Annotated in this window: 20 protein-coding genes, 1 tRNA gene and 1 pseudogene; 14 read left to right on the plus strand and 8 right to left on the minus strand. The window is 60.3% G+C overall.

Annotated features, from left to right (window positions below):
• Nucleotides 1-354 precede the first annotated feature (354 nt).
• Complete coding sequence (locus tag RL_RS04365; protein WP_025393262.1) at nt 355-534, plus strand: hypothetical protein; 180 nt, start codon at nt 355-357, stop codon at nt 532-534.
• A complete protein-coding gene (locus tag RL_RS04370; RefSeq protein ID WP_011649403.1) occupies nt 521-2590 on the plus strand; it encodes a recombinase family protein in 2070 nt (689 codons plus the stop codon). The genes RL_RS04365 and RL_RS04370 overlap by 14 nt, the downstream gene beginning before the upstream one ends.
• Nucleotides 2591-3345: 755 nt before the next feature.
• Here RL_RS04370 and RL_RS04385 read toward each other — a convergent pair.
• Both RL_RS04385 and RL_RS40420 read right to left on the minus strand, forming a co-directional pair.
• Nucleotides 3346-3636, minus strand: coding sequence for a ribbon-helix-helix protein, CopG family (locus RL_RS04385; RefSeq protein ID WP_011650586.1), 291 nt, complete (start codon nt 3634-3636; stop codon nt 3346-3348).
• Between the two features lie 376 nt (nt 3637-4012).
• Nucleotides 4013-4227, minus strand: a pseudogene (locus RL_RS40420) (hypothetical protein).
• Nucleotides 4228-4423: 196 nt separating this feature from the next.
• Here RL_RS40420 and RL_RS04390 point away from each other — a divergent pair.
• Together RL_RS04390 and RL_RS04395 are read left to right on the plus strand one after the other, a co-directional pair.
• A complete protein-coding gene (locus RL_RS04390) occupies nt 4424-4642 on the plus strand; it encodes a hypothetical protein (RefSeq protein WP_026157258.1) in 219 nt (72 codons plus the stop codon).
• A gap of 85 nt (nt 4643-4727) precedes the next feature.
• Nucleotides 4728-5258 (plus strand): hypothetical protein, encoded by a 531-nt coding sequence (locus RL_RS04395; RefSeq protein ID WP_017993023.1) that lies wholly within the window; start codon nt 4728-4730, stop codon nt 5256-5258.
• A gap of 175 nt (nt 5259-5433) precedes the next feature.
• Here RL_RS04395 and RL_RS04400 read toward each other — a convergent pair.
• A tRNA-Gln gene (locus RL_RS04400) sits at nt 5434-5507 on the minus strand.
• A gap of 243 nt (nt 5508-5750) precedes the next feature.
• On the opposite strand from RL_RS04400, the gene RL_RS04405 reads away from it, so the two are divergent.
• The 3 genes from RL_RS04405 to RL_RS04415 all read left to right on the plus strand — a co-directional run bounded on the left by RL_RS04405 (nt 5751) and on the right by RL_RS04415 (nt 8595).
• Nucleotides 5751-7331 (plus strand): Ppx/GppA phosphatase family protein, encoded by a 1581-nt coding sequence (locus RL_RS04405; RefSeq protein WP_011650590.1) that lies wholly within the window; start codon nt 5751-5753, stop codon nt 7329-7331.
• A gap of 2 nt (nt 7332-7333) precedes the next feature.
• Complete coding sequence (locus RL_RS04410; protein WP_003545710.1) at nt 7334-8053, plus strand: RlmE family RNA methyltransferase; 720 nt, start codon at nt 7334-7336, stop codon at nt 8051-8053.
• 158 nt (nt 8054-8211) lie between these two features.
• The gene (locus tag RL_RS04415) at nt 8212-8595 is read left to right on the plus strand and encodes a VOC family protein (RefSeq protein WP_011650591.1); all 384 of its coding nucleotides are present in this window, start codon (nt 8212-8214) and stop codon (nt 8593-8595) included.
• A gap of 111 nt (nt 8596-8706) precedes the next feature.
• On the opposite strand, the gene RL_RS04420 is transcribed toward RL_RS04415, so the two are convergent.
• Nucleotides 8707-10131, minus strand: a complete 1425-nt coding sequence (locus tag RL_RS04420) for a DHA2 family efflux MFS transporter permease subunit (RefSeq protein ID WP_011650592.1) — start codon at nt 10129-10131, stop codon at nt 8707-8709.
• Between the two features lie 266 nt (nt 10132-10397).
• Here RL_RS04420 and RL_RS04425 point away from each other — a divergent pair, with 266 nt between their 5' ends.
• The 5 genes from RL_RS04425 (at nt 10398) to RL_RS04445 (ending at nt 15211) form a co-directional block, all read left to right on the plus strand.
• Nucleotides 10398-11390 (plus strand): MBL fold metallo-hydrolase, encoded by a 993-nt coding sequence (locus RL_RS04425; RefSeq protein ID WP_041936530.1) that lies wholly within the window; start codon nt 10398-10400, stop codon nt 11388-11390.
• Between the two features lie 279 nt (nt 11391-11669).
• A complete protein-coding gene (gene guaB / locus RL_RS04430; RefSeq protein WP_011650594.1) occupies nt 11670-13154 on the plus strand; it encodes an IMP dehydrogenase in 1485 nt (494 codons plus the stop codon).
• Nucleotides 13155-13156: 2 nt separating this feature from the next.
• Nucleotides 13157-13711: a membrane protein gene (locus tag RL_RS04435; protein ID WP_011650595.1), complete on the plus strand. Its 555-nt coding sequence runs from the start codon at nt 13157-13159 to the stop codon at nt 13709-13711.
• A 164-nt stretch (nt 13712-13875) separates the two neighbouring features.
• Nucleotides 13876-14292: an MAPEG family protein gene (locus tag RL_RS04440; protein WP_011650596.1), complete on the plus strand. Its 417-nt coding sequence runs from the start codon at nt 13876-13878 to the stop codon at nt 14290-14292.
• A 277-nt stretch (nt 14293-14569) separates the two neighbouring features.
• On the plus strand, nt 14570-15211 hold the full coding sequence (locus RL_RS04445) for a TetR family transcriptional regulator (RefSeq protein WP_011650597.1): 642 nt from the start codon (nt 14570-14572) through the stop codon (nt 15209-15211).
• Nucleotides 15212-15215: 4 nt separating this feature from the next.
• On the opposite strand, the gene RL_RS04450 is transcribed toward RL_RS04445, so the two are convergent.
• A complete protein-coding gene (locus RL_RS04450) occupies nt 15216-16172 on the minus strand; it encodes a LysR substrate-binding domain-containing protein (protein ID WP_011650598.1) in 957 nt (318 codons plus the stop codon).
• Nucleotides 16173-16386: 214 nt separating this feature from the next.
• Here RL_RS04450 and RL_RS04455 point away from each other — a divergent pair, with 214 nt between their 5' ends.
• Entirely contained in the window at nt 16387-16698 is a 312-nt protein-coding gene (locus tag RL_RS04455) for a DUF1127 domain-containing protein (RefSeq protein ID WP_003545730.1), read from the plus strand.
• A 255-nt stretch (nt 16699-16953) separates the two neighbouring features.
• Here the strand turns inward: RL_RS04455 and RL_RS04460 are convergent, their stop codons facing one another.
• Nucleotides 16954-17820, minus strand: coding sequence for a DUF937 domain-containing protein (locus RL_RS04460; RefSeq protein WP_011650599.1), 867 nt, complete (start codon nt 17818-17820; stop codon nt 16954-16956).
• A 196-nt stretch (nt 17821-18016) separates the two neighbouring features.
• Between RL_RS04460 and RL_RS04465 the strand changes: the two genes are divergently transcribed.
• Nucleotides 18017-18901 carry a hypothetical protein gene (locus tag RL_RS04465; RefSeq protein ID WP_011650600.1) on the plus strand — a complete coding sequence of 295 codons (885 nt, stop codon included), beginning with the start codon at nt 18017-18019 and terminating at the stop codon, nt 18899-18901.
• 64 nt (nt 18902-18965) lie between these two features.
• Here RL_RS04465 and RL_RS04470 read toward each other — a convergent pair whose 3' ends face one another.
• Entirely contained in the window at nt 18966-20339 is a 1374-nt protein-coding gene (locus tag RL_RS04470) for a glutamate--cysteine ligase (protein WP_011650601.1), read from the minus strand.
• A 147-nt stretch (nt 20340-20486) separates the two neighbouring features.
• On the minus strand, nt 20487-21224 hold the full coding sequence (locus tag RL_RS04475; RefSeq protein WP_011650602.1) for a 16S rRNA (uracil(1498)-N(3))-methyltransferase: 738 nt from the start codon (nt 21222-21224) through the stop codon (nt 20487-20489).
• Nucleotides 21225-21230: the final 6 nt, after the last annotated feature.

Consider the following 21230-nt stretch of genomic DNA (forward strand, 5'->3'; position numbering starts at 1 on the left):
CGCTCTCTCGCACATTGACGCGTTCTTCCGGTTTAGCGCAATCCCCCGTTCATTCTGCCCATGTCGGCGACGAAGTCGAAGTCCATTATCGCTGGCATCCGTATTTCGGCCAAAAGGTGTCTGTTCGGCGCGTCGAAGAACGAGCGACAGGTCGGTTTTTGAAGGTTTTGGGACCGACAGGTGTCGTGATCGCGATTTCGGGGTGGATGATAGATCCTGTGGTGTGCAGCGGCATGACCATGGGAACGGCACGCGTCGATCTTGCGGCGCTGATCGAACTGAACAGACTGGTCTCAGGCGGTGCGAAGGCGGCACTCTTCCGAGGTGAACATAGAATCACTCAGGAGGAAGATGATGAGATCCCGCAACACGCTGGTGCCGGCGTCGGGCCGGCAGCTCGACCTGATATTCAAAACCCGCACGCTCGACGGACTGAGCGACAAGGATCGCAAGAAGGCGATATCAACACTGGCTTGCCTGCTGATGCAGGCGGCCGGTCTGGCCGTCGAGGAGCTCAACGATGATCAGCACTGATCTGATTCCGACAGTGCTGCTTGAACGCAAGGCCGTCGTTTACGTTCGGCAGTCCACTCAGTCACAGGTGATGACCAATCTGGAAAGCCAGCGACGGCAGTATGACCTTGTTGACGTCGCACGACAGCGCGGCTTTCTCGACGTTGAGGTCATCGACGATGACCTCGGACGCTCCGCCAGCGGAACGGTCGCGCGCCCCGGCTTCGATCGTCTCGTCGCCCTGCTGTGCGCCGGCAAAGTTGGTGCCGTTTTATGCTTCGACGCCTCACGGCTCGCACGTAACGGCCGCGACTGGCACCATCTGCTCGAACTATGTGGCCTCGTTGAAGCCCGCGTCATAGATCACGATGGTGTCTACAATCCATGTCGGCCCAATGATCGTCTGCTGCTGGGGATGAAGGGCAGTATCAGCGAGTTCGAACTTGGCGTGCTGAGAGCCCGCATGCTCGATGCCGCCAGATCGAAAGCGCGCCGTGGCGAATTGCGACTTTCCGTTCCGTTCGGCTACATTTGGCATCGGGAGGCGGGGCTTGGACTGGACCCCGATCTGCGTCTGCAAGACGTAATCCGATCTATATTCGCACGCTTCCACGAGCTTGGAAGCGCGCGTCAGGTGCTGCTGTCGATGACGAAAGATCAAATCCACTTTCCGCGGCCTTCGGATGAAAGGCGCATGACCAACTTCGTCTGGACGCCGGTCCGTTATCGCAATGTAATCGGCATCCTCAAAAACCCCTTCTACGCCGGCGTCTACGTCTATGGGAAGAGCGAGAAGCGGACTGCCATCGTTGATGGACGAGCGCGTCGCAGCTATGGGCATGGCAAGCCTGTCGGCACCTGGGAGGTGATGATCCGGGATCATCACGAAGGTTACATCAGTTGGGACGAGTACGAGCGCAACCAACAGCAATTGGCGCTCAATAATTATGGCCGCTCGGGCGGGACTAAATCGGGCCGTGGCGGCAAAGCGTTATTATCGGGACTCCTGACCTGCGGACGGTGTGGGCGGCGGCTGAGTGTTGCTTATACGGGCAATCCACACAATCCTGTCTATCGCTGCGACAAGCAGAATCTAATGATGGGCTTGCCCCGGTGCATGACGTTCGGTGGCCCGAAGGTCGATGCGGCGGTTGCGCGCGAGTTGTTGCGCGCGGTAGAACCGTTAGCGATCGAAGCGACCTTTGAAGCAGAGCGGATGCACCGGGAGCGGCAAGAAGACCAGCGGCACATTCACGACCTGGAGCTACAACAGGCTCGCTACGAGGCCAGCCTGGCTGAGCGTCGCTATGCGGCATGCGATCCCGACAATCGTCTCATCGCCGCGCAGCTTGAGAAGAATTGGGAAACTGCATTACGCCGCGTGCGGGATCTGGAGGAGCGCAAGCCTGCCGACAGTCCTTCGACAATAGCGGTCGATCCAGGCACTTTCGCGAACTTGGCCGACAATCTCTTAGCTGCCTGGGAGTCGCCCGATGTGACCATGCGCGTGCGCCAGCAACTGCTGCGTACACTCATCGCCGACATTGTCGTTGATGTCGACGATGCGGTGCGTGACGTCGTGCTGACGATCCATTGGAAGGGCGGCCAGCATTCGGAACTCAAGGTCCGTAAGCCTCAGACCGGTGAACACGGTTGTGCCACCACTGAGGATGCCCTGGCGGTGATGCGCAGCATGGCTGGTCGCTGGTCCGATGAACATATCGCCGCGTCGCTGAATCGAATGGGCATGCCAACGGGGCAAGGAAAAACCTGGACCGCCCATCGGGTCGCTTCTGTAAGGCGGGTACGTGCGATCCACGCGTACAAATCAGCCGACAAAGACGGCGAATGGCTGACCATGACTGAGGCTGCGGCGGCATTAGGCGTAACTAACCATCGAATACGCCATCTGATAAAGATGAAGGTGTTGTCCGCCGAACAGGTGGTTCGCGGTGCGCCGTATCAAATCAGGGTCAGCGACCTGGCTTCTGCGACGGTCCAAGCCGCGATAGCCCTGAAGGGCCGCCCGTGTCGCATTGCTGACACGGAGACGCTTCCAATGTTTACAGATACTTAGAGAAGGAGCGCACAATGACTCAGGTCCGGCTATCTAACGGATGGTACTCTCGACGGCGTTCTTGCCGATCTCGATGCGACCATCGGCCAGCATGACGAAGCCAACACATGTCGAAATGGCATATGTTTATTACACGTGGCGTCCTTCTTCTTTTTGAGATGCCGCTGCCGCTTAACAAATGCGCTACACGCAAACCAAGCTACGTAGGTCATTAGAATGGCTAGCTGCTGCAACAAGATGGCGACGACGGCTATAAACTGGTCTAAATCGTCATAAGAGTCGTCCACAGTGGTGATATCTGGCGTGAACGTCATTCTGTCGCACACGTATGATGACAGAACGACCCAGATCACCGCCAAAAAATGCAATGTTTTCCGGCAATGTGGCCATCTCCGACCAGCGACCAAAGCCAAGATCGGACCTGCGAGGTTGCTCGTAAGTATGATGGCGAACGCGAGTTCAGGCTTGATCATTGAAAATTGATCCTCCGCTGAATAGCTCAAGCTGTTACGCTATCAATCATCGCATTCCATGTCAGCGATATCGTCAGCCAACACCGCAGCGTGCTCCGACAGAACCGCAGCCACATTGTCGAGAAGCATCGCCAATTCGGGATCGCTCACGAAAAGCTGCTCCTGCCTAACTTTCAACTTCCCGATATAGAATTGTGGATATGCAGTGAACCAGTCATCTGCTCGAGGCTTGCCATGCTGATGCTCCATTTAGTGTTCGCGAGTCCACAAGTACGGTGCGGCTCAGGCAATCCCATCAACATCGCCATCTTCGTCCAGTTCGTGCACTGGCAGATAGGTGTTCTTCTCCATCCACTCTCGAACGATAAACCTGATCATGTCATTGCGCGTCTTGCCAAGCTCGCCCGCCAGGTCGCGCAAGGCGTCTTCGACATCATCCTCCATCGAGACGCCGCCGGCATTGCGTAGCCGTAGAGCGGCGCGACGAAGCATGATCTGAAGATCCGCTCGCGAGATAGCTGCGATCCGATCGGCGGCGTCTTCGAGGAGGGTGGCGGTGTCATCCTTTACCAAGCTGCAATCCTTACTTTGATCAGCTTCATGTTGGGCCGGCCCATGGCATCAGCCTGGCGCTATTGAAGGGCGCCGCTTTCCGCGAACGCCCGAGCGACGGGTTCGAAATACTCATTTGGCGGAAACGAGTTCAGTTTGATCAAATGTTTCCGCAGAGCATCGAACTCAGAATATGCCACTTTGCGCTCCAAGGCTTCGTTGGCGAGGGCGTCCATGGCGTCACAGACGGACTCTACGGCTGCTTTATGAGCGTCAGCCTCAGATTTCGTGGAAAGGTGGGGGCTTGACCTAACATAAAGCCACGCATTTTCACGAGCATAAGCCGAGAGCGCTCGGATCTATCTTGCGATCGCCATATCCTTCTTATTCGGATCAATCACTCGTGTCCCTTTCCGCGGTAGGTTGTAGGAATTCCTGCAGCCTCATGGCACCGCGCAAGCGTCTCCAGCCATGCTGCTAACCCCGCCGGCACTTCAGTATTGCCAGCTTCCAGCGCTTCCACCCACGAGAGGTCCATTGCAGCGCACTGGCAAGGTTTATTGGCGTCCAGCGGATGTGGAGAAGGCATTCGGTGAAACGAGCAGGGGTCATGGTAGGCTCCAATTCGTGGTACGCCACACAGTGGCACCACTCGCGTCCATGTCAATCACACCGCGGCGGCTTGGTCCAAAATGATCCGGTCGGCTTTTCCCGTAGAACTTCTTCAAGCCTAAACGGCATCCCCGTTGGACATGTCTCCAAGGCGCGCCATAGAAAATGCGCGTCACCATCGTAACCGGAGAAGATGATGTCTGAACTTGATGATCTCTTGAGGCAAAAGGCGGAACTTGAAACCAGAATTCAGGAGGTCATGGCAGGCCAGATAGATCGGCTTAAACTAGAATTTGCCGATCTCGCCTATAAGCTTCGTGAAATCGGAGGGCTGCCGAACGCAGTCGAGTCCGTGTTCACCGACAAGGCCGGAACGTTCAATTCCTACCGTGTGATGCGTGTGAAGAAGGCGTAGGCAATCCCAACAGCCGACGTATTTGACTTTGACGCTGGCATACTATGCGAAGAATGCGGCGACCGCTGAGCGTGTGAGAGCCAGGATGGCTCGCCTCGGCGTAACTCCCGCAGGGCACAAGGTATGGACGGAGATCGAAGACGATTTCTGTCGTCTTCTGTATTTTGACCACTTCGCGCTGCGCCAAATACTCAGACATCGAACGGCGCGGGCAATTCAAGCGCGCTGCTGCGAGCTTGGATTTGGGCGGAAATATCACCGCTGGGGCCCATTAGAACGGCAGAAGCTTCGAAAGTTGTATCCCGAGGCTTCTCGGGAAGAGATATGCGCCACGTTTCCCGACATCCCCTGGGAAAACATCCAAGCCGCTGCTCGCTATTATGGTTATCGGCGAAAAAAGAAGCGATACGTCATAACGGGCATCGCAGCCAATGATCAGGTTCGAGCTTTTTGCTACGATCTGGGGTGGATAATGCGGGACCTGGATGAGGAAAGCGGCACAGGCCGCTACTTTCAGAGAAACGGCAGCAGGCGCAAGTATCCAGATTTCAAGGCGATAAGCAAAGCCGTCAAGGCGCTCGGGGGCATCCTCGAAGTCCGTTGGCAAGAGGAATGATGGCTCAGGGGTGTCAGGGCCGCATGTTGCATTCCATGTCGCGTGGATTCGCCGCTACCTAATTGAAACGCTTGGAAATCAACGCAAGCAGATGTAACACGCTTGCGACATGGGACTGGCTCGACTGAGTGGGCTGATCGCTCACTAACTAACTGAAATTGTCGAAGAAATTGATTGGCTGGGGAACCTGGATTCGAACCAAGATTAACGGAGTCAGAGTCCGTCGTTCTACCATTGAACTATTCCCCAGCATAAGCGAACCGGCGGGCGGTCGGCTGGTGTGCGGCGCTTATAACCAAAAGCCGGGGAATTGCAAATAGCTGTTTTGAAAAAAATCGGTGCTGCCGCGGAAAGGTGAAATCGCTGCAAATCCCTTGGTCCAAAAAAGAATTTGGCGATTTCGGCGGGCGCTGATATTCTTGCCGCAACGCAAAAATCGAATGAGCGCCTGCTGCATATCTCAAGACTTGCGCGGCGCGATGGAAAAACAACGTGGAAGACCCCGAAGGCGGCGCAAAGCCGCAATTTGACGGGGCGCCGGCGGCAGGGCGCAAGGACGGCAAGAAGTCCAGGCGCCGCAAGGGCAAACGTGGCGGGCAATCCCGCAACGCGGCCCATCCCGCTTCGCATGAGCCTTCCGGCGGTGCCGGACAGCCAGCGCGCCCGATAGAAGATGCAGCCGGGAATCCGGCCCGCAAGCGCAAGCGTCGCCGTCGTGGCGGCCATGGTGCCGTGCAGGACGGTCCATCTATCCCCCAGGCAATGGAACAGACGGCAGCGGCAGGCAATGCTGTCCGTTCCGATAGCGATTCAGCGCCGAGCCGTCGCAGCCGCCGCAAACACCGCGGCAAGCGCGGTCTACAGGGCCGGCCGCTGACATCGGCAAAACCAGCAGGTGCCCCGCAGCAGGAAAGCCGCGCGGAAGAAACGGTGCTCAGGGCCGACCTGCGTGAAGCACTGAATGGCGCGAGCGCCAACCGCAGGGGCCGCCAGGAAAGCCATTCCCATTCCGGGCATCAGGGTGATCGCCAGGCCGGCGAGCATGTGTGGCCGGAGGAGCTCTACGCCGCTCTCGATCTCGGCACCAACAATTGCCGTCTCCTCATTGCCCAGCCGACCCGTCCGGGTCAATTCCGTGTCGTCGATGCTTTTTCCCGCATCGTGCGCCTCGGCGAGGGCCTTGCGGCCAGCGGCCGTTTGTCCGACGAGGCGATGGAGCGGGCGATCGAGGCCTTGAGGATCTGCGCCTCCAAGCTCAGGAACCGGGAGATCCGCCGCATGCGGCTGATCGCCACCGAAGCCTGCCGCCAGGCAGTCAATGGCGAGGACTTCCTCAGCCGGGTCGTTGCCGAAACCGGCCTTGCGCTCGAGATCATCGATCGCGAGACAGAGGCGCGGCTTGCCGTCTCCGGCTGCTCCTCGCTGGTCGGTCGTGAGACGCGCTCCGTCGTGCTCTTCGATATCGGCGGCGGCTCGTCGGAGATCGCCGTCATCCGCATCGGCGACAATCGCTTCAGCCGCCTTGCCAATCACATCACCCACTGGACCTCGCTTCCGGTCGGCGTCGTGACGCTGTCGGAGCGCCATGGCGGGCACGACGTCACGCCGGAGGCCTTCGAAGGCATGGTGCGTGAAGTCGAAGGCATGCTTGGAAGCTTCGATTGCCCGGAGATCGAGGTCGCCCAGACCGGCGACTTTCACCTGATCGGCACATCGGGCACGGTGACGACGCTTGCCGGCGTGCATCTCGACCTGCCGCGTTATGACCGGCGCAAGGTCGATGGCATCTGGCTGTCCGACGATGAGGTCTCCGCCATGCAGGCAAAGCTTCTCTCCTGGGATTTCGCAAGCCGCGCCGCCAATCCCTGCATCGGGCCTGACCGGGCCGATCTGGTGTTGGCCGGCTGCGCCATTCTCGAGGCGATCCGCCGCCGCTGGCCGAGCCCGCGCATGCGGGTTGCCGATCGCGGCTTGAGGGAAGGCTTGCTCACCGACATGATGGCCGATGACGGCGTGTGGCGGCGCAACCGCAACCGCCGCGGCCAGCGCGTGAGATCGCGAGATAAGGAATAGGCATGACCAAGGCACCGATCGCGGGAAACCGCACCGGCCGCAAGCTCGGCCAGCGCGTCAAGAACAAGAAGATGAAGGCCTCCTCCCGCCAATGGCTGGAGCGCCACATCAACGATCCCTATGTGCAGCGCGCCCAGCTTGAAGGCTATCGCGCCCGTGCCGCCTTCAAGCTGCTGGAGATCGACGAGAAACATCACATCCTGCGCGGCGCCAGGCGCATCATCGATCTCGGCGCTGCCCCCGGCAGCTGGTCGCAGATCGCCGCCAAGGTCACCGGCTCGACAGATGATGATATTCGTGTGGCTGCGATCGATTTCCTCGAAATGACCCAACTGCCGGGGGTCAAGATCCTGCAGCTCGATTTCCTCGATCCCAGTGCGCCGGAAAAGCTGCTGGAGGCCGTCGGCGGTACACCGGATCTCGTCATATCGGACATGGCAGCGCCCACCACCGGCCACCACCGCACCGACCATCTGCGCACCATGCATCTGTGCGAAGTCGCGGCGCATTTCGCCGTCGAAGTGCTGGGGGAAGGTGGACACTTCCTCACCAAGACCTTTCAGGGTGGCACCGAGCGTGAGTTGCTCGCCATGCTCAAGCAGAACTTCCGCCAGGTCGTCCATGTCAAACCGAACTCGTCGCGCGCCGAATCGGTCGAGATGTTCCTGCTGGCCAAGGGGTTCAAGGGGCGCAAGGCCGAAGGTGAAGCAGAGGAAGCTTGATCTTTGGGCTGGTCCTGTCCGATGATGGCGATCGACTGCCTAATTCCTTAAATCGGAATCGATGTAGGGATAAATTATGCAGCAATTAAAAGCGCCACAGCCTCCTTTGCGCGTCTCAAAGGAGGCGCGGCGCTGCAAGGATTTGAACCGCTGATCCCATGCTTCTTTACGTCACGCTCGGAACCAACGACCTTTATCGCGCAGGGCATTTTTACGATGCCGTGCTGCCTGTGCTCGGTTATCGTCGGCAGCGCTCTTCCGAAGAGGAAATCGGCTATGCCGCCGACGGCGATACGCGCTGCCGCTTCTGGGTGGTGACGCCGTTCAATCGCCGCCGGGCGACCTCAGGCAATGGCGCCATGGTGGCGCTTGCGGCCGAACGCCGAGCGGATGTCGATGCCTTCCATGCGGCGGCAATCGCGGCAGGCGCCGTGGATGAGGGTGAGCCCGGCCTGCGCTCCTACCATGCCCATTTCTACGCCGCCTATGTGCGCGATCTCGACGGCAACAAGCTCTCTGCCGTTTGCGAAAACCCGGAGTAGCGGCTGCCGAAAGCGCGTCGCGATCTTTCAGATTTGCTCCCCGCGCTTTAGGTCCTTGTTCCCACGCATGTCGTTACCGCAAAACCGCTGCATACTTTTGCGCGACACGCTTTATTTCACCGCGTGCTGTTCGGCTTCAACAGTTGCTGCGGTTATTGCCTTGGAGCGGTGGCCGGAAACGAGTGCGCCGGCATTGCGGTCCATCCGGATGAAGGGAATGGTCGCAATGACGGTCAGTCCGGCGATGATATAGAAGGCGAGGTGGAAATCGGCCACTTGCAGCGCTTCGCCGCGGAAATAGATCGAGCTCTCCAGGATCGCGGCGGCGACCGCAACGCCGAGCGCCAGGCTGACCTGCTGCATCACCGAACTCATCGATGTCGCCTGGCTGGCTTCCGAATCTTCGATATCGGCGAAGGCAAGCGCGTTGACGCCGGTGAACATGAAGGAGCGGGAGAAACCGCCGAGCAGCAGGACGCCGATGATGACGAGGTGCGGCGTCGACGGCGTGAACAGGCCGGTGGCGACAGTCACCAGGGTCGTCACCATGGCGGCGCCGAGAAGCGTTGTGCGGAAGCCGGCGGCGGCGAAGACGCGCTTCGCCATGAACTTGGTGGTGATCGCCCCGATCGCGCCTGCAAAGGTGATGAGGCCGGATTGGAACGGCGTCAGCCCGAAGCCGAGCTGCAGCATCAGCGGCGTCAGGAAGGGCATGGCGCCGACGCAAATGCGAAACAGCATGCCGCCCAAGGTGGAGGCCCGAAACGTCGGGTTCTTGAACAGGTTGAGATTGAGGATCGGCGCCGGATGCCGCTTGGCATGGCGCACGTAGAGGACGCCGCAGATGAGGCCGATCAAGGTGGCGGTGACGCCGATGATCGGCGGCAGGGCCGGCAGACTGACCACCGACAGGCCGAAGACGACGCCTGCAGCCGAAAGCGAGGTCAGCACGAAACCGGTAAAATCGAGCCGCGGCGGCGCCGTCGCTTCCACCTCCGGCAGAAAAATCGTCGCAAGCCAGATGCCGATGATGCCGACCGGCACGTTGATCAGGAAGATCCAGTGCCAGCTGAAATAGGTGGTGATGAAGCCGCCGAGCGGCGGGCCGGTGAGAGGGCCGACAAGAGCGGGGATGGTGAGCAGCGCCATGGCCGAGACCAGATCGCTGCGCTGCGTCGTGCGCACCAGCACGAGGCGGCCGACCGGCGTCATCATCGCGCCGCCCATGCCCTGCAGGAAGCGGGCAAACACGAATTCGATGAGGTTGGACGAAATTGCGCAGAAGATCGAGCCGATGACGAAGACCGAGATGGCAAGGCGGAAGATTTTCTTGGCGCCGAACCTGTCGGCCATCCAGCCGCTGACCGGGATGAACACCGCCAGCGCCACCATGTAGGAGGTCAGCGCCAGCTTCAGCGTGATCGGCCCGACATTGAGATCCGCCGCGATCGCCGGCAGCGCCGTCGCAATGACGGTCGAATCCATCTGTTCCATGAAGAGGGCGACGGCAAGGATCAGCGGGACGATGCGATTCATAGGCGGGAGCCTTGATGGGCGCGGAATGGAGCGGGGAAGGCCGGTGCTGTTTAGTCCCAGCTGCGGGTTCTGCCAATCCCCAAATCCGGGCCGATGACACGTTTGCTTCACGTCTGCGTGAGACGGCTTGCGCATTAACGTCGCTTGTCAAGATTGACATATGTTTACCTGGCCGGGGCAAGAAATCCGGCCGGAATCGACACTGGGGGCCGTGCGGTGGCGCACCTGCACGTCATGAAGGCCTGCACGTCATGAAGGATGGACATATGACAATTTCGTCGGGAATAAAGCGGCGCACCCTTTTTGCCGCAGGTCTTGGCCTGCTGGCGGCGCCGGTCGTTTTAAGAGAGAAGGCCGAAGCGGCCGCAACTGGAGCACACAATCATATGGATGGAACGCCTTTGCCTGAGATCAATCAATTCAAGCTCGGTTCCTATAAGTTCACCGTCGTCCGCGACGGCACCAGCATTGTCGAAAAGCCCTATGAAACCTTCGGCACCAATCAGGATCCCGAAACGGTCAAGGCGTTGCTGACTACAAACTTCCTGCCGGCCGACAAGTTCATGAATGGCTATTCGCCGGCTCTCATCGATACCGGTTCGGACGTCATCCTCGTCGATACCGGCTTCGGCGCTGGCGGCCGTGCACGCGGCGCCGGCCAGCTTGCAGAAGGCCTGAAGGCGGCAGGATATTCGGCCGACGACGTCACGCTGGTGGCGCTCACCCATCTGCACGGCGATCATATCGGCGGCTTGATGGAAGGCGGCGCGGCTGCCTTCAAGAATGCCCGCTATGTCGTCGGCCAGGCGGAATATGATTTCTGGTCGGACAAGGCACGTGAGGGCACACCGGCCGAGGGCGGCCACAAGGCGGTGCTCGCCAATGTCGTGCCGCTCGCCGAGAAGACCACCTTTATTAAGGACGGTGATAGCGTCGCACCCGGTGTGACTGCGATGCTGGCGTCCGGCCACTCGCCGGGCCATATGGTGTTCCACGTCGAATCCGAGGGCAAACGCCTGGTGCTCACAGGCGATACGGCCAACCATTATATCCTGTCGCTGCTGCGGCCGGATTGGGAGGTGCGCTTCGACATGGACAAGACGCAGGCAGCCGCCACCCGCCGCAAGGTTTTCGAGATGATCGCGACCGAAAAGATCGCCTTCCTCGGTTATCACATGCCATTCCCGGCAGTCGGCTTCGTCGAGAGGCAGGATGGCGGTTATCGCTTCGTGCCGAAGACCTATCAGTTCGACATCTAATCCGAAGCGGTTCAGCCTTTCACGGAAGCGCTGGGCCGCTCTAACTTCTTGTTTTTATGCAATTTCGAACGGAAAAGTGCTTAGCGCTTTTCCCGAAATGCTCTGGGCGCATGGCACCCATGACGAGCCTGGCGGACATGCCGGGCTTTTTGCTATTTCCTTCCTGTCATAGACGTGTTACCAGCCCTCGCCAACTTCCAAGCAACCCATGCAGACCGCCGGGGCGGACGATTCGTTTCCGGACAGGGTCGCATTTTTATTAAACGAAGGAATTTGGCCATGGCACGCATCATTGAAACGGCAACCGGCGCAGACGCGCTTACCTTCGACGACGTGCTGCTGCAGCCGGGACATTCCGAGGTCATGCCCGGCCAGACGAATATCTCCACCCGCATCGCCCGGGATTTCGAACTCAACATCCCCATCATCTCATCCGCCATGGATACCGTCACCGAGAGCCGCTTGGCGATCGCCATGGCCCAGGCCGGCGGCCTCGGCGTCATTCATCGCAACCTGACGCCGATCGAGCAGGCCGAGCAGGTCCGGCAAGTGAAGAAGTTTGAAAGCGGCATGGTCGTCAATCCGGTGACGATCGGCCCCGATGCGACGCTTGCCGATGCGCTCGGGCTCATGAAGTCCTACAGCATTTCCGGCATCCCTGTCGTCGAGAAGTCCGGTCGCCTCGTCGGCATCCTGACCAACCGCGACGTCCGCTTCGCTTCCGATCCGGAACAGAAGATCCACGAATTGATGACCAGGGACAATCTGGTCACCGTCAAGGAAAACGTCGATCAGCAGGAGGCCAAGCGCCTGCTGCATTCGCATCGCATCGAGAAGTTGCTGGTGGTCGATACCGAAGGCCGTTGTGTCGGCCTCATCACCGTCAAGGACATCGAGAAGTCGCAGCTGAACCCGAACGCTTCCAAGGATGCACAGGGCAGGCTTCGCGCCGCGGCCGCCATCAGCGTCGGTGACGACGGCTTCGAGCGCGCCGAGCGGCTGATCGAGGCCGGCGTCGACCTTCTGGTCGTCGATACCGCCCATGGCCATTCGCAGCGCGTCCTCGATGCCGTCAGCCGCGTCAAGAAGCTTTCCAACTCGGTGCGCATCATGGCCGGCAACGTCGCCACCTATGACGGCACCAGGGCGCTGATCGATGCCGGCGCGGATGCCGTCAAGGTCGGCATCGGTCCGGGTTCGATCTGCACCACGCGCATCGTTGCCGGCGTCGGCGTGCCGCAGCTCGCCGCGATCATGTCGGCGGTTCAGGCCGCGAATGATCAGGACGTGCCCGTCATCGCCGATGGCGGCATCAAGTTCTCCGGCGATCTTGCCAAGGCGATCGCTGCCGGCGCTTCCGCCGTCATGATCGGCTCGCTGCTTGCCGGCACCGATGAAAGCCCGGGCGAGGTCTATCTCTACCAGGGACGCTCCTTCAAGGCCTATCGCGGCATGGGCTCCGTCGGCGCCATGGCCCGCGGCTCGGCCGATCGTTACTTCCAGGCTGAGGTGCGCGACACGCTGAAGCTCGTGCCTGAGGGGATCGAAGGCCAGGTGCCGTACAAGGGGCCGGTCTCGGGCGTCATCCACCAGCTCGCCGGCGGCCTCAAGGCGGCCATGGGTTATGTTGGCGGCAAGGATCTGAAGGATTTCCAGGAGCGGGCGACTTTCGTGCGCATCTCCGGTGCCGGTCTTCGCGAAAGCCACGCCCATGACGTGACGATCACCCGCGAGAGCCCGAACTATCCAGGCGCCGGCCTCTGACCATGAAGGCGGGCAGCGGGATTCCTCTCTGGGTCGTCTCGCTGCTCGCAGCCCTCTGCCTTGCCGTGCTCGCCTGGACGACCTTCGGCTTCGTCGTTCCGTTCAAGCACGAAACCGGCCAAGCGGTGCTCGATACCTATTTCGCTGGTTACGACGAGTCGGCGGTCTTCCACATGCAGAAGCTGCTCGATGAGAACGAGACGGCGACCAGGCTGCTGCGCGCCATGTATTTCGGGCCGGAGCTGATCTTCCCGGCATTGCTGACGGCGCTGCTGTTCCTCGCCTTCCTCAAGCTCGGTCCTGTCGGTTCGTGGTTCGGTCAATCGGTGCATCCGTTTGTCGGCAAGGCAGTTTACCTGCTGCCGTTCATCTACGGCATCGCCGACTACGGCGAAAACATCTCGAGCCTCATCGCCTTCGGCAACGGGGCGGATGCAGGTCTTGCAACGTACCTGCTGCCCTGGATGACGCGATTGAAATTCGCAAGCCTCGCCATCTGCTTCATCCTCATCGCTCGGCTCGCCATCGCCCGCTGGCTCTCACCGCGCCGGGACTGAAGCGCCGGGTAATCCACCCAACACCGTGACGGATTGCAAAACCGGTACGCCTGGACGGCATGCATTTGGCAACGCCGGTGCCGATGCGGGGCAGCGCTGGCATCCGGCTTTCCTTTCAGCTAATGCTCGCGTCGAAAGCGGAAGCGGAAAGGAAACGGCCACACATGACCGGCTATCAAATCTTCTGGCCACTCCTTGCCCATGTGGCCCTGGTCTATGGTCTTTACGCGCTTCTTGGGCTTCGGCGCGCAAAAATGGTCCGTGCCGGCGGCATCGCGAAATCGGATTATCGCGAAAACCGCAGCGAGCCGGCCGAAAGCCTCGTCGTCAAGAACTGTCTCGCCAACCAGTTCGAACTGCCTGTGCTCTTCCATGTCTGCTGCATTCTTCTTTATATCACGGACGCCGACAATATCGTCACCGTCGGGCTTGCCTGGGCCTTCGTCGTCCTGCGTTATGCTCACGCCGCCGTCCACGTCACCAGCAACGAATTGCGCTATCGCAGCCCGCTTTTTGCGGCAGGCTATGCCGTACTCGCTGCCATGTGGATCTGGCTCGCCGTTTGGATGGCAATCGGCTGAACCTGCGTCGATCGCAGCCAATAGGAGGCCGTGCTCGATGTCCTCGACAACGCGATGACTGTCTCTCTTCTCTGAGGGAGGATGGCACAACCTGTCGAGGTCTTTTCGATGTTCCGTCAATCCCCGCTATATGCTGTGAGACCTTGATTTCACAGGCTTTTGCCGACCGTTAAAATCTGAACGGTTCCATTTACGGCAGGTGAAGGCTTGCATGTCATACCCGCCCGACGCGCTGGCTGGCATATGCCTCCGTCGCGACAAAAAGAATGGGAACGACATGGGCGCGGAAAGCATGGATCGGATCGGCTTGCGCAGGAAGCCGAAGCAGGAGCGCAGCATCCAGAGGCTGGACCTCATTCTCGCCGCCGCCGCCAAGATCATCGCCGAAAAGGGCGTCAGCGCCATGCGGATGACGGAACTCGCCATCGCCGCCAAGGTGCCGATCGGTTCGGTCTACCAGTATTTCCCGGAGAAGGCGGCGATCGTCAAAGCCCTGTTCGACCAGCACGCCTCGGCGATCCAGGCGAAGATGGCGGCGATGTTTGCTGACGTACAGTCAATCGACCAGGCGCTGGACGTCGTCTGCGCCACCATCGACTGGTATTACGATTCCTACCACAACGATCCCGTTTATCTCGGCGTCTGGATGGGAACGGAGACCGATCAGGATCTGCTGCAACTGAATATCGAGCACAGCGGTCACGTCGCCGGCATCTTCCGTGACGCCGTGCGTCAGCTGGCTCCCGACCTTTGCGACGAAGAAATGTATGCGCGCACTTACCTGTTCAGCCACCTGATCGGCGCCGTCATCCGGCTTGCCGCCGTCAGCGAGGAGGCCTTGGCGCGGCGTATGCTCGATGAGTGGAAGCGCGTCATCCGCGCCTCCCTTTTCGCCACGACCGTGGCGCGCGCCGCCTGATCTCTTACCAGCTTGGTACCATATTGGCCGCCTTCAGCCGCGGATAAAGGCGCGCGTGGGCGGATTTGACGTCTGCCTCGAGGCTGTCATCGACGACAGTGGGCGTGATGTTGTCGAGGCAGGCGGTGATATGCGCCGTGATAGCGTTCATCAGCGAGAGCGAAACGCCCGGTCGCTTCATGATGCCGATCTGCACCGGCGGCAGCGCCGGGAAGCCGTCCGCCTGGCTCAACACCTTCATGCCCGTCCGCAGTGCCGATTCCGGCATCACCGAAACCGCCATGCCGGCAAGCACGGCGGCGGCAACGACGGTGCAGGACCAGCTGGTGAACAGGATCTGGTGCTCGCGTCCCACAGCATCGAGCGCCGAGCAGGCGAGCTGGCGCCACTGGCAATCGCGCCGGCCGACGGCAAGCGGCACCGGCGCGTCGTCGCGGATCGGATGGTTGGCCGAGCCCACCCAGCAGAGCGGCTCGGTTCTCACCACATCCGACATGCGCTCGCGCGGATTGTGGGTCACAAGCGCTATGTCGAGCTCGCCCTTGTGCATGCGTTCGGCAAGATCCACCGAGGGCTCACAGACGATATAGAGCTCGACATTCGGATGCGTCTTGGCGAAGCGCCCGATGATTTCAGGCATGTAGCGGTCGGCGTAGTCGTCCGGGGTGCCGATGCGCAGCGTCCCCTCCAGCCTGTTGTCGTCGAAGGCGGCGATCGCCTCATTGTTGAGGCGGATGATGCGTCGGGCATAGTTGAGCAGCTTTTCGCCCTCGACCGTCAGCCGGTTGCCGCGGCCGTCCTTGATGAACAGCTGCTTGCCGATGCGCTCCTCGAGACGGCGCATCTGCATGGAGACGGCCGATTGGGTCTTGTAGACCCTGTCGGCGGCCTTGGTGAAGCTGCCGGAATCGACGATGGCGATGAAAGTCTGCAATTGGTCGAGATCAAGAGGCGCGGACATGTTGTCACCCATAAAGATAGCTGATGATAATCATTAGAAACATTCGTTGGACTGATCAATAGGTCTTTGGCATCTTCGGGATGCAAATCAAGCAAAGTGAAGGACAGACACCCTGCCTGTCCGAGCCAATTCAGCCTTGCTCCTTCCCGTGCGACCTCGCGGGAGGGGTGGGTTGTTGCGCGCCTGAAAGAAAATCGAAAGAAAGGAGAGTCCCATGCGGATGACAGACAGAACAATAGAACTCGACTGCGGCAAGCTCACCCCGACGTTTCCCCAGCGTCTGGCAGCAGGCCTCGCACCGCTGACCTCCCTCTTTCGCGGGTTCCGCAATCGAATGGAGATCAACACGCTGCACGATCTGAGCGACGCTCAGCTGAGGGATATCGGCCTTAGCAGGGCCGACCTAACCTCCGCGTTCCTGGCGTCGACCTTCTTCGAAGACCCGTCGGAACATCTGACGCGCTCGGCGCGCAATCGTTGGCGCCTGTCGTCGTTCTTGCGCCCCTACGAGGAGCAGGAGCGTTAAGTTTCCCCGCAGGGTGATAGCCAATAGCCCTGCCGCTTGACCCGGTGATCGGCTTTCCCAAGCCATCTCCGGGTTTTTTTATGCGCTAAAGCATGTCGCGCAAAAGTGTGTCGCGGTTTTGCGATAACGACATGCGCAAGAATCTAAAGCATGTCGCGCAAAAGTGTGTCGCGGTTTTGCGGCAACGATATGCGCGAAACCAAGGACCTAAAGCGTGGCAAGCGAATCTGAAGGATCGCGACGCGCTTCAGAGCGCTATTCGCTCTTTTCCGAGGAGGGCTTCGGCCGATAGGTTTCGAAGATCGCTTCCAGGTTCCGCTGGTAGTTCTTCTGCACTTCAAGTCCGCTGTCGAACATGGCGTTCAGCATCTCGGTATAGCTGTCAGCATTGACCTTCGTCTCTTCCTTCGGCGCCTCCGGCGTCTTGGTCTTGGTTGGGGCCGCCGGCTGCTGGCCGAGCCCGCCCATCATCTCCTGGAAAGCCTTGGCAAAGGGATTGTCGAGGAAGGGGTTCGGTTGAGATGTCGCTTCCGGCTTCGGCGCCGAAAACATCAGCTGCATCGCCTGCGTGAAGGGATTGTCGAAGATGCTGGGTTCCGGGGACGTCTTCGGCTTCGGCGCAAAGCCGGTGCTTTCCAGCCACTTTTGGATGGTCTCGTTCATCGCGGAGTTGACGAAGGGGTTGACCGGCGAGGCCATCTGGCCGGTCGTCTGCTTGAACAACCCGCCCATCAGCGTATCGGCGAGCACCGGCAGCATCCGCTTGTAAATGTCCTGGCCGATGCCGGTCATCTGCGCGGCCTGGGCCGCGACCGCGCGCGAAACCTCCTTCGAACCGAAGAGTTGAGCAAGGATATTGTTGCCGTCGGAAATGCCCTCCGGCGTGAAGGCCCGGTTCATATCCTCGAAATATCGCGCATAGTTGCCGGAGGAGACCGCCTGCATCAGCCCGACGAAATCATAGGGATTGCTGGTGCTGCGTTTCAGCCCGGCGGAAAAGGCCGGCATCAGCGCCGCCATCGCCTTCGTCGCCTGCTCCTGCGCAAGGTTGAACTGCCGGGCGATCGCCTCCATCGCCGCGCCGTTCTGCGCCTGCATCATCATGTCGAAGAGTGGCAGCATGGAAGTTCCTTTCCCCGGTCGTGACGTGTTGTAACGCCACTATAACCGGAAATGGCAATGCGCAAACGGCTTTTTGCCATAAGAACTTAGCCTGACGGGGCGAATGCGGCCATAACGACGGCCGGCCGTCACCCTCCGTCGGCCTATATGATATCCTCACCGGAAACCGATCCCTGCGCACCGGCGTTCTTCTTCCATGGCCGAAACCAAATCCTCCACTGGTCACGACGAGGCGCCGCCGAGTGAAGACGGTGCGAAGCCGGGCGCCGACATTTCCTTCCCCTATGACAGGATGACCGTCGAACAATTCCGAAGACGCTTCCCCCGAGCCCGCTGGAATGATGCCCGCAAGGCCTGGTTCGTTCCCGGGCGGACGGCGTCCCGCCGCATCGGGCGATGGCTTGCCGAGATGGAGGTCGAAGCCGACGCCCATGCAGATGCGAAGGGCCGCGACGCCTTCGCCTTCGATCCCATCGACAGTCCTTACCTTGAACTCGGCAAGGCGGGCTTTCGAATTCGCACGCCGTACTCAAAGACCGTCGTCGACGAATTGCGCGAGGTGCCATTCTCGCGATGGGACGGCGATCTCAAGATATGGCACGTTCCCTTCCGGTCCTATGAGGAACTCAGACGCCGGTGGCCGGAGATCGAGGCGGCGGCGTGCAGAAACGAGCCGGAAGAAAGACGACGTCGAGCCGAGGAGCGGAAGGGAACAGAACAGGATGTGCGCAGCAAGCTCCGCTCTGCGGAACGGAAGCGTCATCGCTACCCGCTTCAGAGCGACGACTTGCCGCCGATAGGTCGTCCCGTGGTCACCGCCTACGGAATCGTCGTCTTTACCGAAATCTCAGGTGAACTGGTCGACCCGAACGTCGTTACGGACTTCTATGCCGGCGTGACCGAGGATCATGTTTGGGGATATTGGCGGGTGCCCACATTGGAAGAACTCGTCCGCACCTGGCCTGCGAAGACGCCACCAGTTCAGGACGCCGAGTGGTGGCTGCCGGCGATCGAGGAACTGAGGCCCGCCCGTCGCACGGCAAGATCGCGCGAAGCCAGGAATCGCGCGCAGGCGCAGTGACCACAGCTTGCCACTGCATATTCCTTGAATCGGTTCCGATTTAGGGAATTATTCAGGCCTCAGTTCAGTACTGATAGTCCTGGAACACCGGTTCCACGGAACCCTGCCAGCGGCCGTGATAGAGCGACAGCAGATCCTCGGCGAGCGTCGCCTTCTTGGCAAGCACTTCTTCGAGCGGCGCCAGGAAGATGCTCTCGTCCTGGCCTTCCCGGTTGAGCCTGCCGCGCGCCTTGAGGCCGGCCCTTGATATGCCGACCACTTCGCGCGCCATGTCGAAAAGCGGATGTCCGCGAAATTGTGCCTTCAGCGCTTCGGCCGGAACGGCATTGCGCAGGGCGCTGATCTCGGCAAAGCTCCAATCCTTCGTCAACTCATCAACGGCTTCGAGTGCGGCATCGTCGTAGAGCAGGCCGACCCAGAAGGCCGGCAAGGCACAGATGCGCCGCCACGGGCCGCCGTCGGCGCCGCGCATTTCGAGGAAACGCTTCAGCCGCACGTCGGGGAAAAGTGTCGAAAGATGGTTCGTCCAGTCACCCATCGTCGGCGCCGGATCGGCGACCTCGCCCTTCAATGCGCCGTTCATGAACTGGCGGAAGGTGACATGGGTGCAGTCGTGATAGCGACCGTCGCGGACGATGAAATACATCGGCGCGTCGAGCGCCCATTCGGCATAGTCGCGGAAGCCGAAATCGTCGCGGAAGGTGAAATCGAGCAGGCCGGCGCGCCGGTTGTCGACATCGCGCCAGATATCGCCGCGCCAGGAGAGCAGCCCGTTCGGCTTGCCCTCGGTAAAGGGCGAGGATGCGAAAAGCGCGGTCGCCAGCGATTGCAGCTTCATCGAGACACGCATCTTCTTGCGCATGTCGGCTTCCGAGGAGAAATCGAGATTCACCTGGATCGTGCAGGTGCGGTACATCATGTCGAGACCCTGGGTGCCGACCTTCGGCATATAACGGGTCATGATCTCGTAGCGTGATTTCGGCATCTGCGGGGTTTCCGCATAGGTCCATTTCGGACTGCCGCCGATGCCGAGGAAGCGGATGCCCATCGGTTCGGCGATTTCGCGCAGCGTCGCCAGATGCTGGTTGGATTCCCGACAGGTCTCGTGGATCGTCTCCAGCGGTGCGCCGGATAGTTCGAACTGGCCGCCGGGCTCGATCGAGATCGCGCCCATGCCGTTCTGCTCGGCAAGCCCGATGATGTTGCCGCCGTCGGTGATCGGCTCCCAGCCGCTTTTTTTCTGCAGGCCGGTCAGGAGGGCCGAAATGCTGGCATCGCCGAAATAGGGAACCGGGCTGTTGTCGGCGCGAAAGAAGGCGAATTTCTCGTGTTCGGTGCCGATCCGGAAGCGCTCCCGCGGCTTGTTGCCCGCGGCGATATAATCGGTCAGATCCTGGACCGAAGAGAGCGGTGTCTGGTCGGTAGTGTCGCGGGCCATGCGGGATACCTGTATTCAAAAAGGCGCCCAGGGGGCCGGGCAATTGGAAGGGTGATTTGGACCCAAGCCACCTATGTTGCAAGTGAAATTCTTTCAACGACGCATCAAAAAAATAGCGCCGATTTCCATGTCAACCCGTTTTCGAGGTCAATTCCAGTCGCCGATCGCCGCCTGCACCACCGCCAGGGCCGCAACAGCTGCCGTATCGGCCCGCAGGATGCGCGGTCCGAGCGGAATGGCGGTGACGAAATCGAGGCTTCGAAGCCGCGCCCGTTCCTCTTCCGAAAAGCCGCCTTCCGGCCCGACGAGCAAAGCGAGATGTCTTTCCCTGATCGCAGACAGCACCGGCAGCGGGTTTTGCCCGGCATCGCCCTCGTCGCAATAGATGATGCGGCGCTCGCTCGGCCAGTGGTCGAGCAGGTCGAGAAGCCTCACAGGCTCGGCCACATCGGGGATGCCGAGGATGCCGCATTGCTCCGCCGCTTCGACGACGTTGGCGCGCAGTTTGTCGAGATTGGTGATCTTGCCCTGGACGTGCTGGGTCATGACCGGCTGCAGCAGGCCGGCTCCCATTTCGACCGCCTTCTGCACGAGGTAGTCCATCCGGCCGACCTTGAGCGGCGCAAAGAGATAGTGCAGGTCGCAAGGCTGCGGCTGCGGCCGCGTCTCTTCGGTAGCCGTCAAAAGGATGCGTTTGCGCGTGGGGAAGGTAAGGGTCGCCTTCCACTCGCCGTCGCGGCCGTTGAAGAGCAGGATCTCCGCACCTTCCTCCATCCTCAGCACATTGCCGAGATAGTTGAACTGATCGGCATTCGCCTCCACGACGGCGCCGCTGGAAAGCGGCGCGTCGACGAAAAGCCGTTGCATACGGAAATTGGCGCGCATTTAAAA

The sequence above is a fragment of the Rhizobium johnstonii 3841 genome (assembly GCF_000009265.1).
In the GTDB taxonomy this organism is placed as follows: domain Bacteria; phylum Pseudomonadota; class Alphaproteobacteria; order Rhizobiales; family Rhizobiaceae; genus Rhizobium; species Rhizobium acaciae.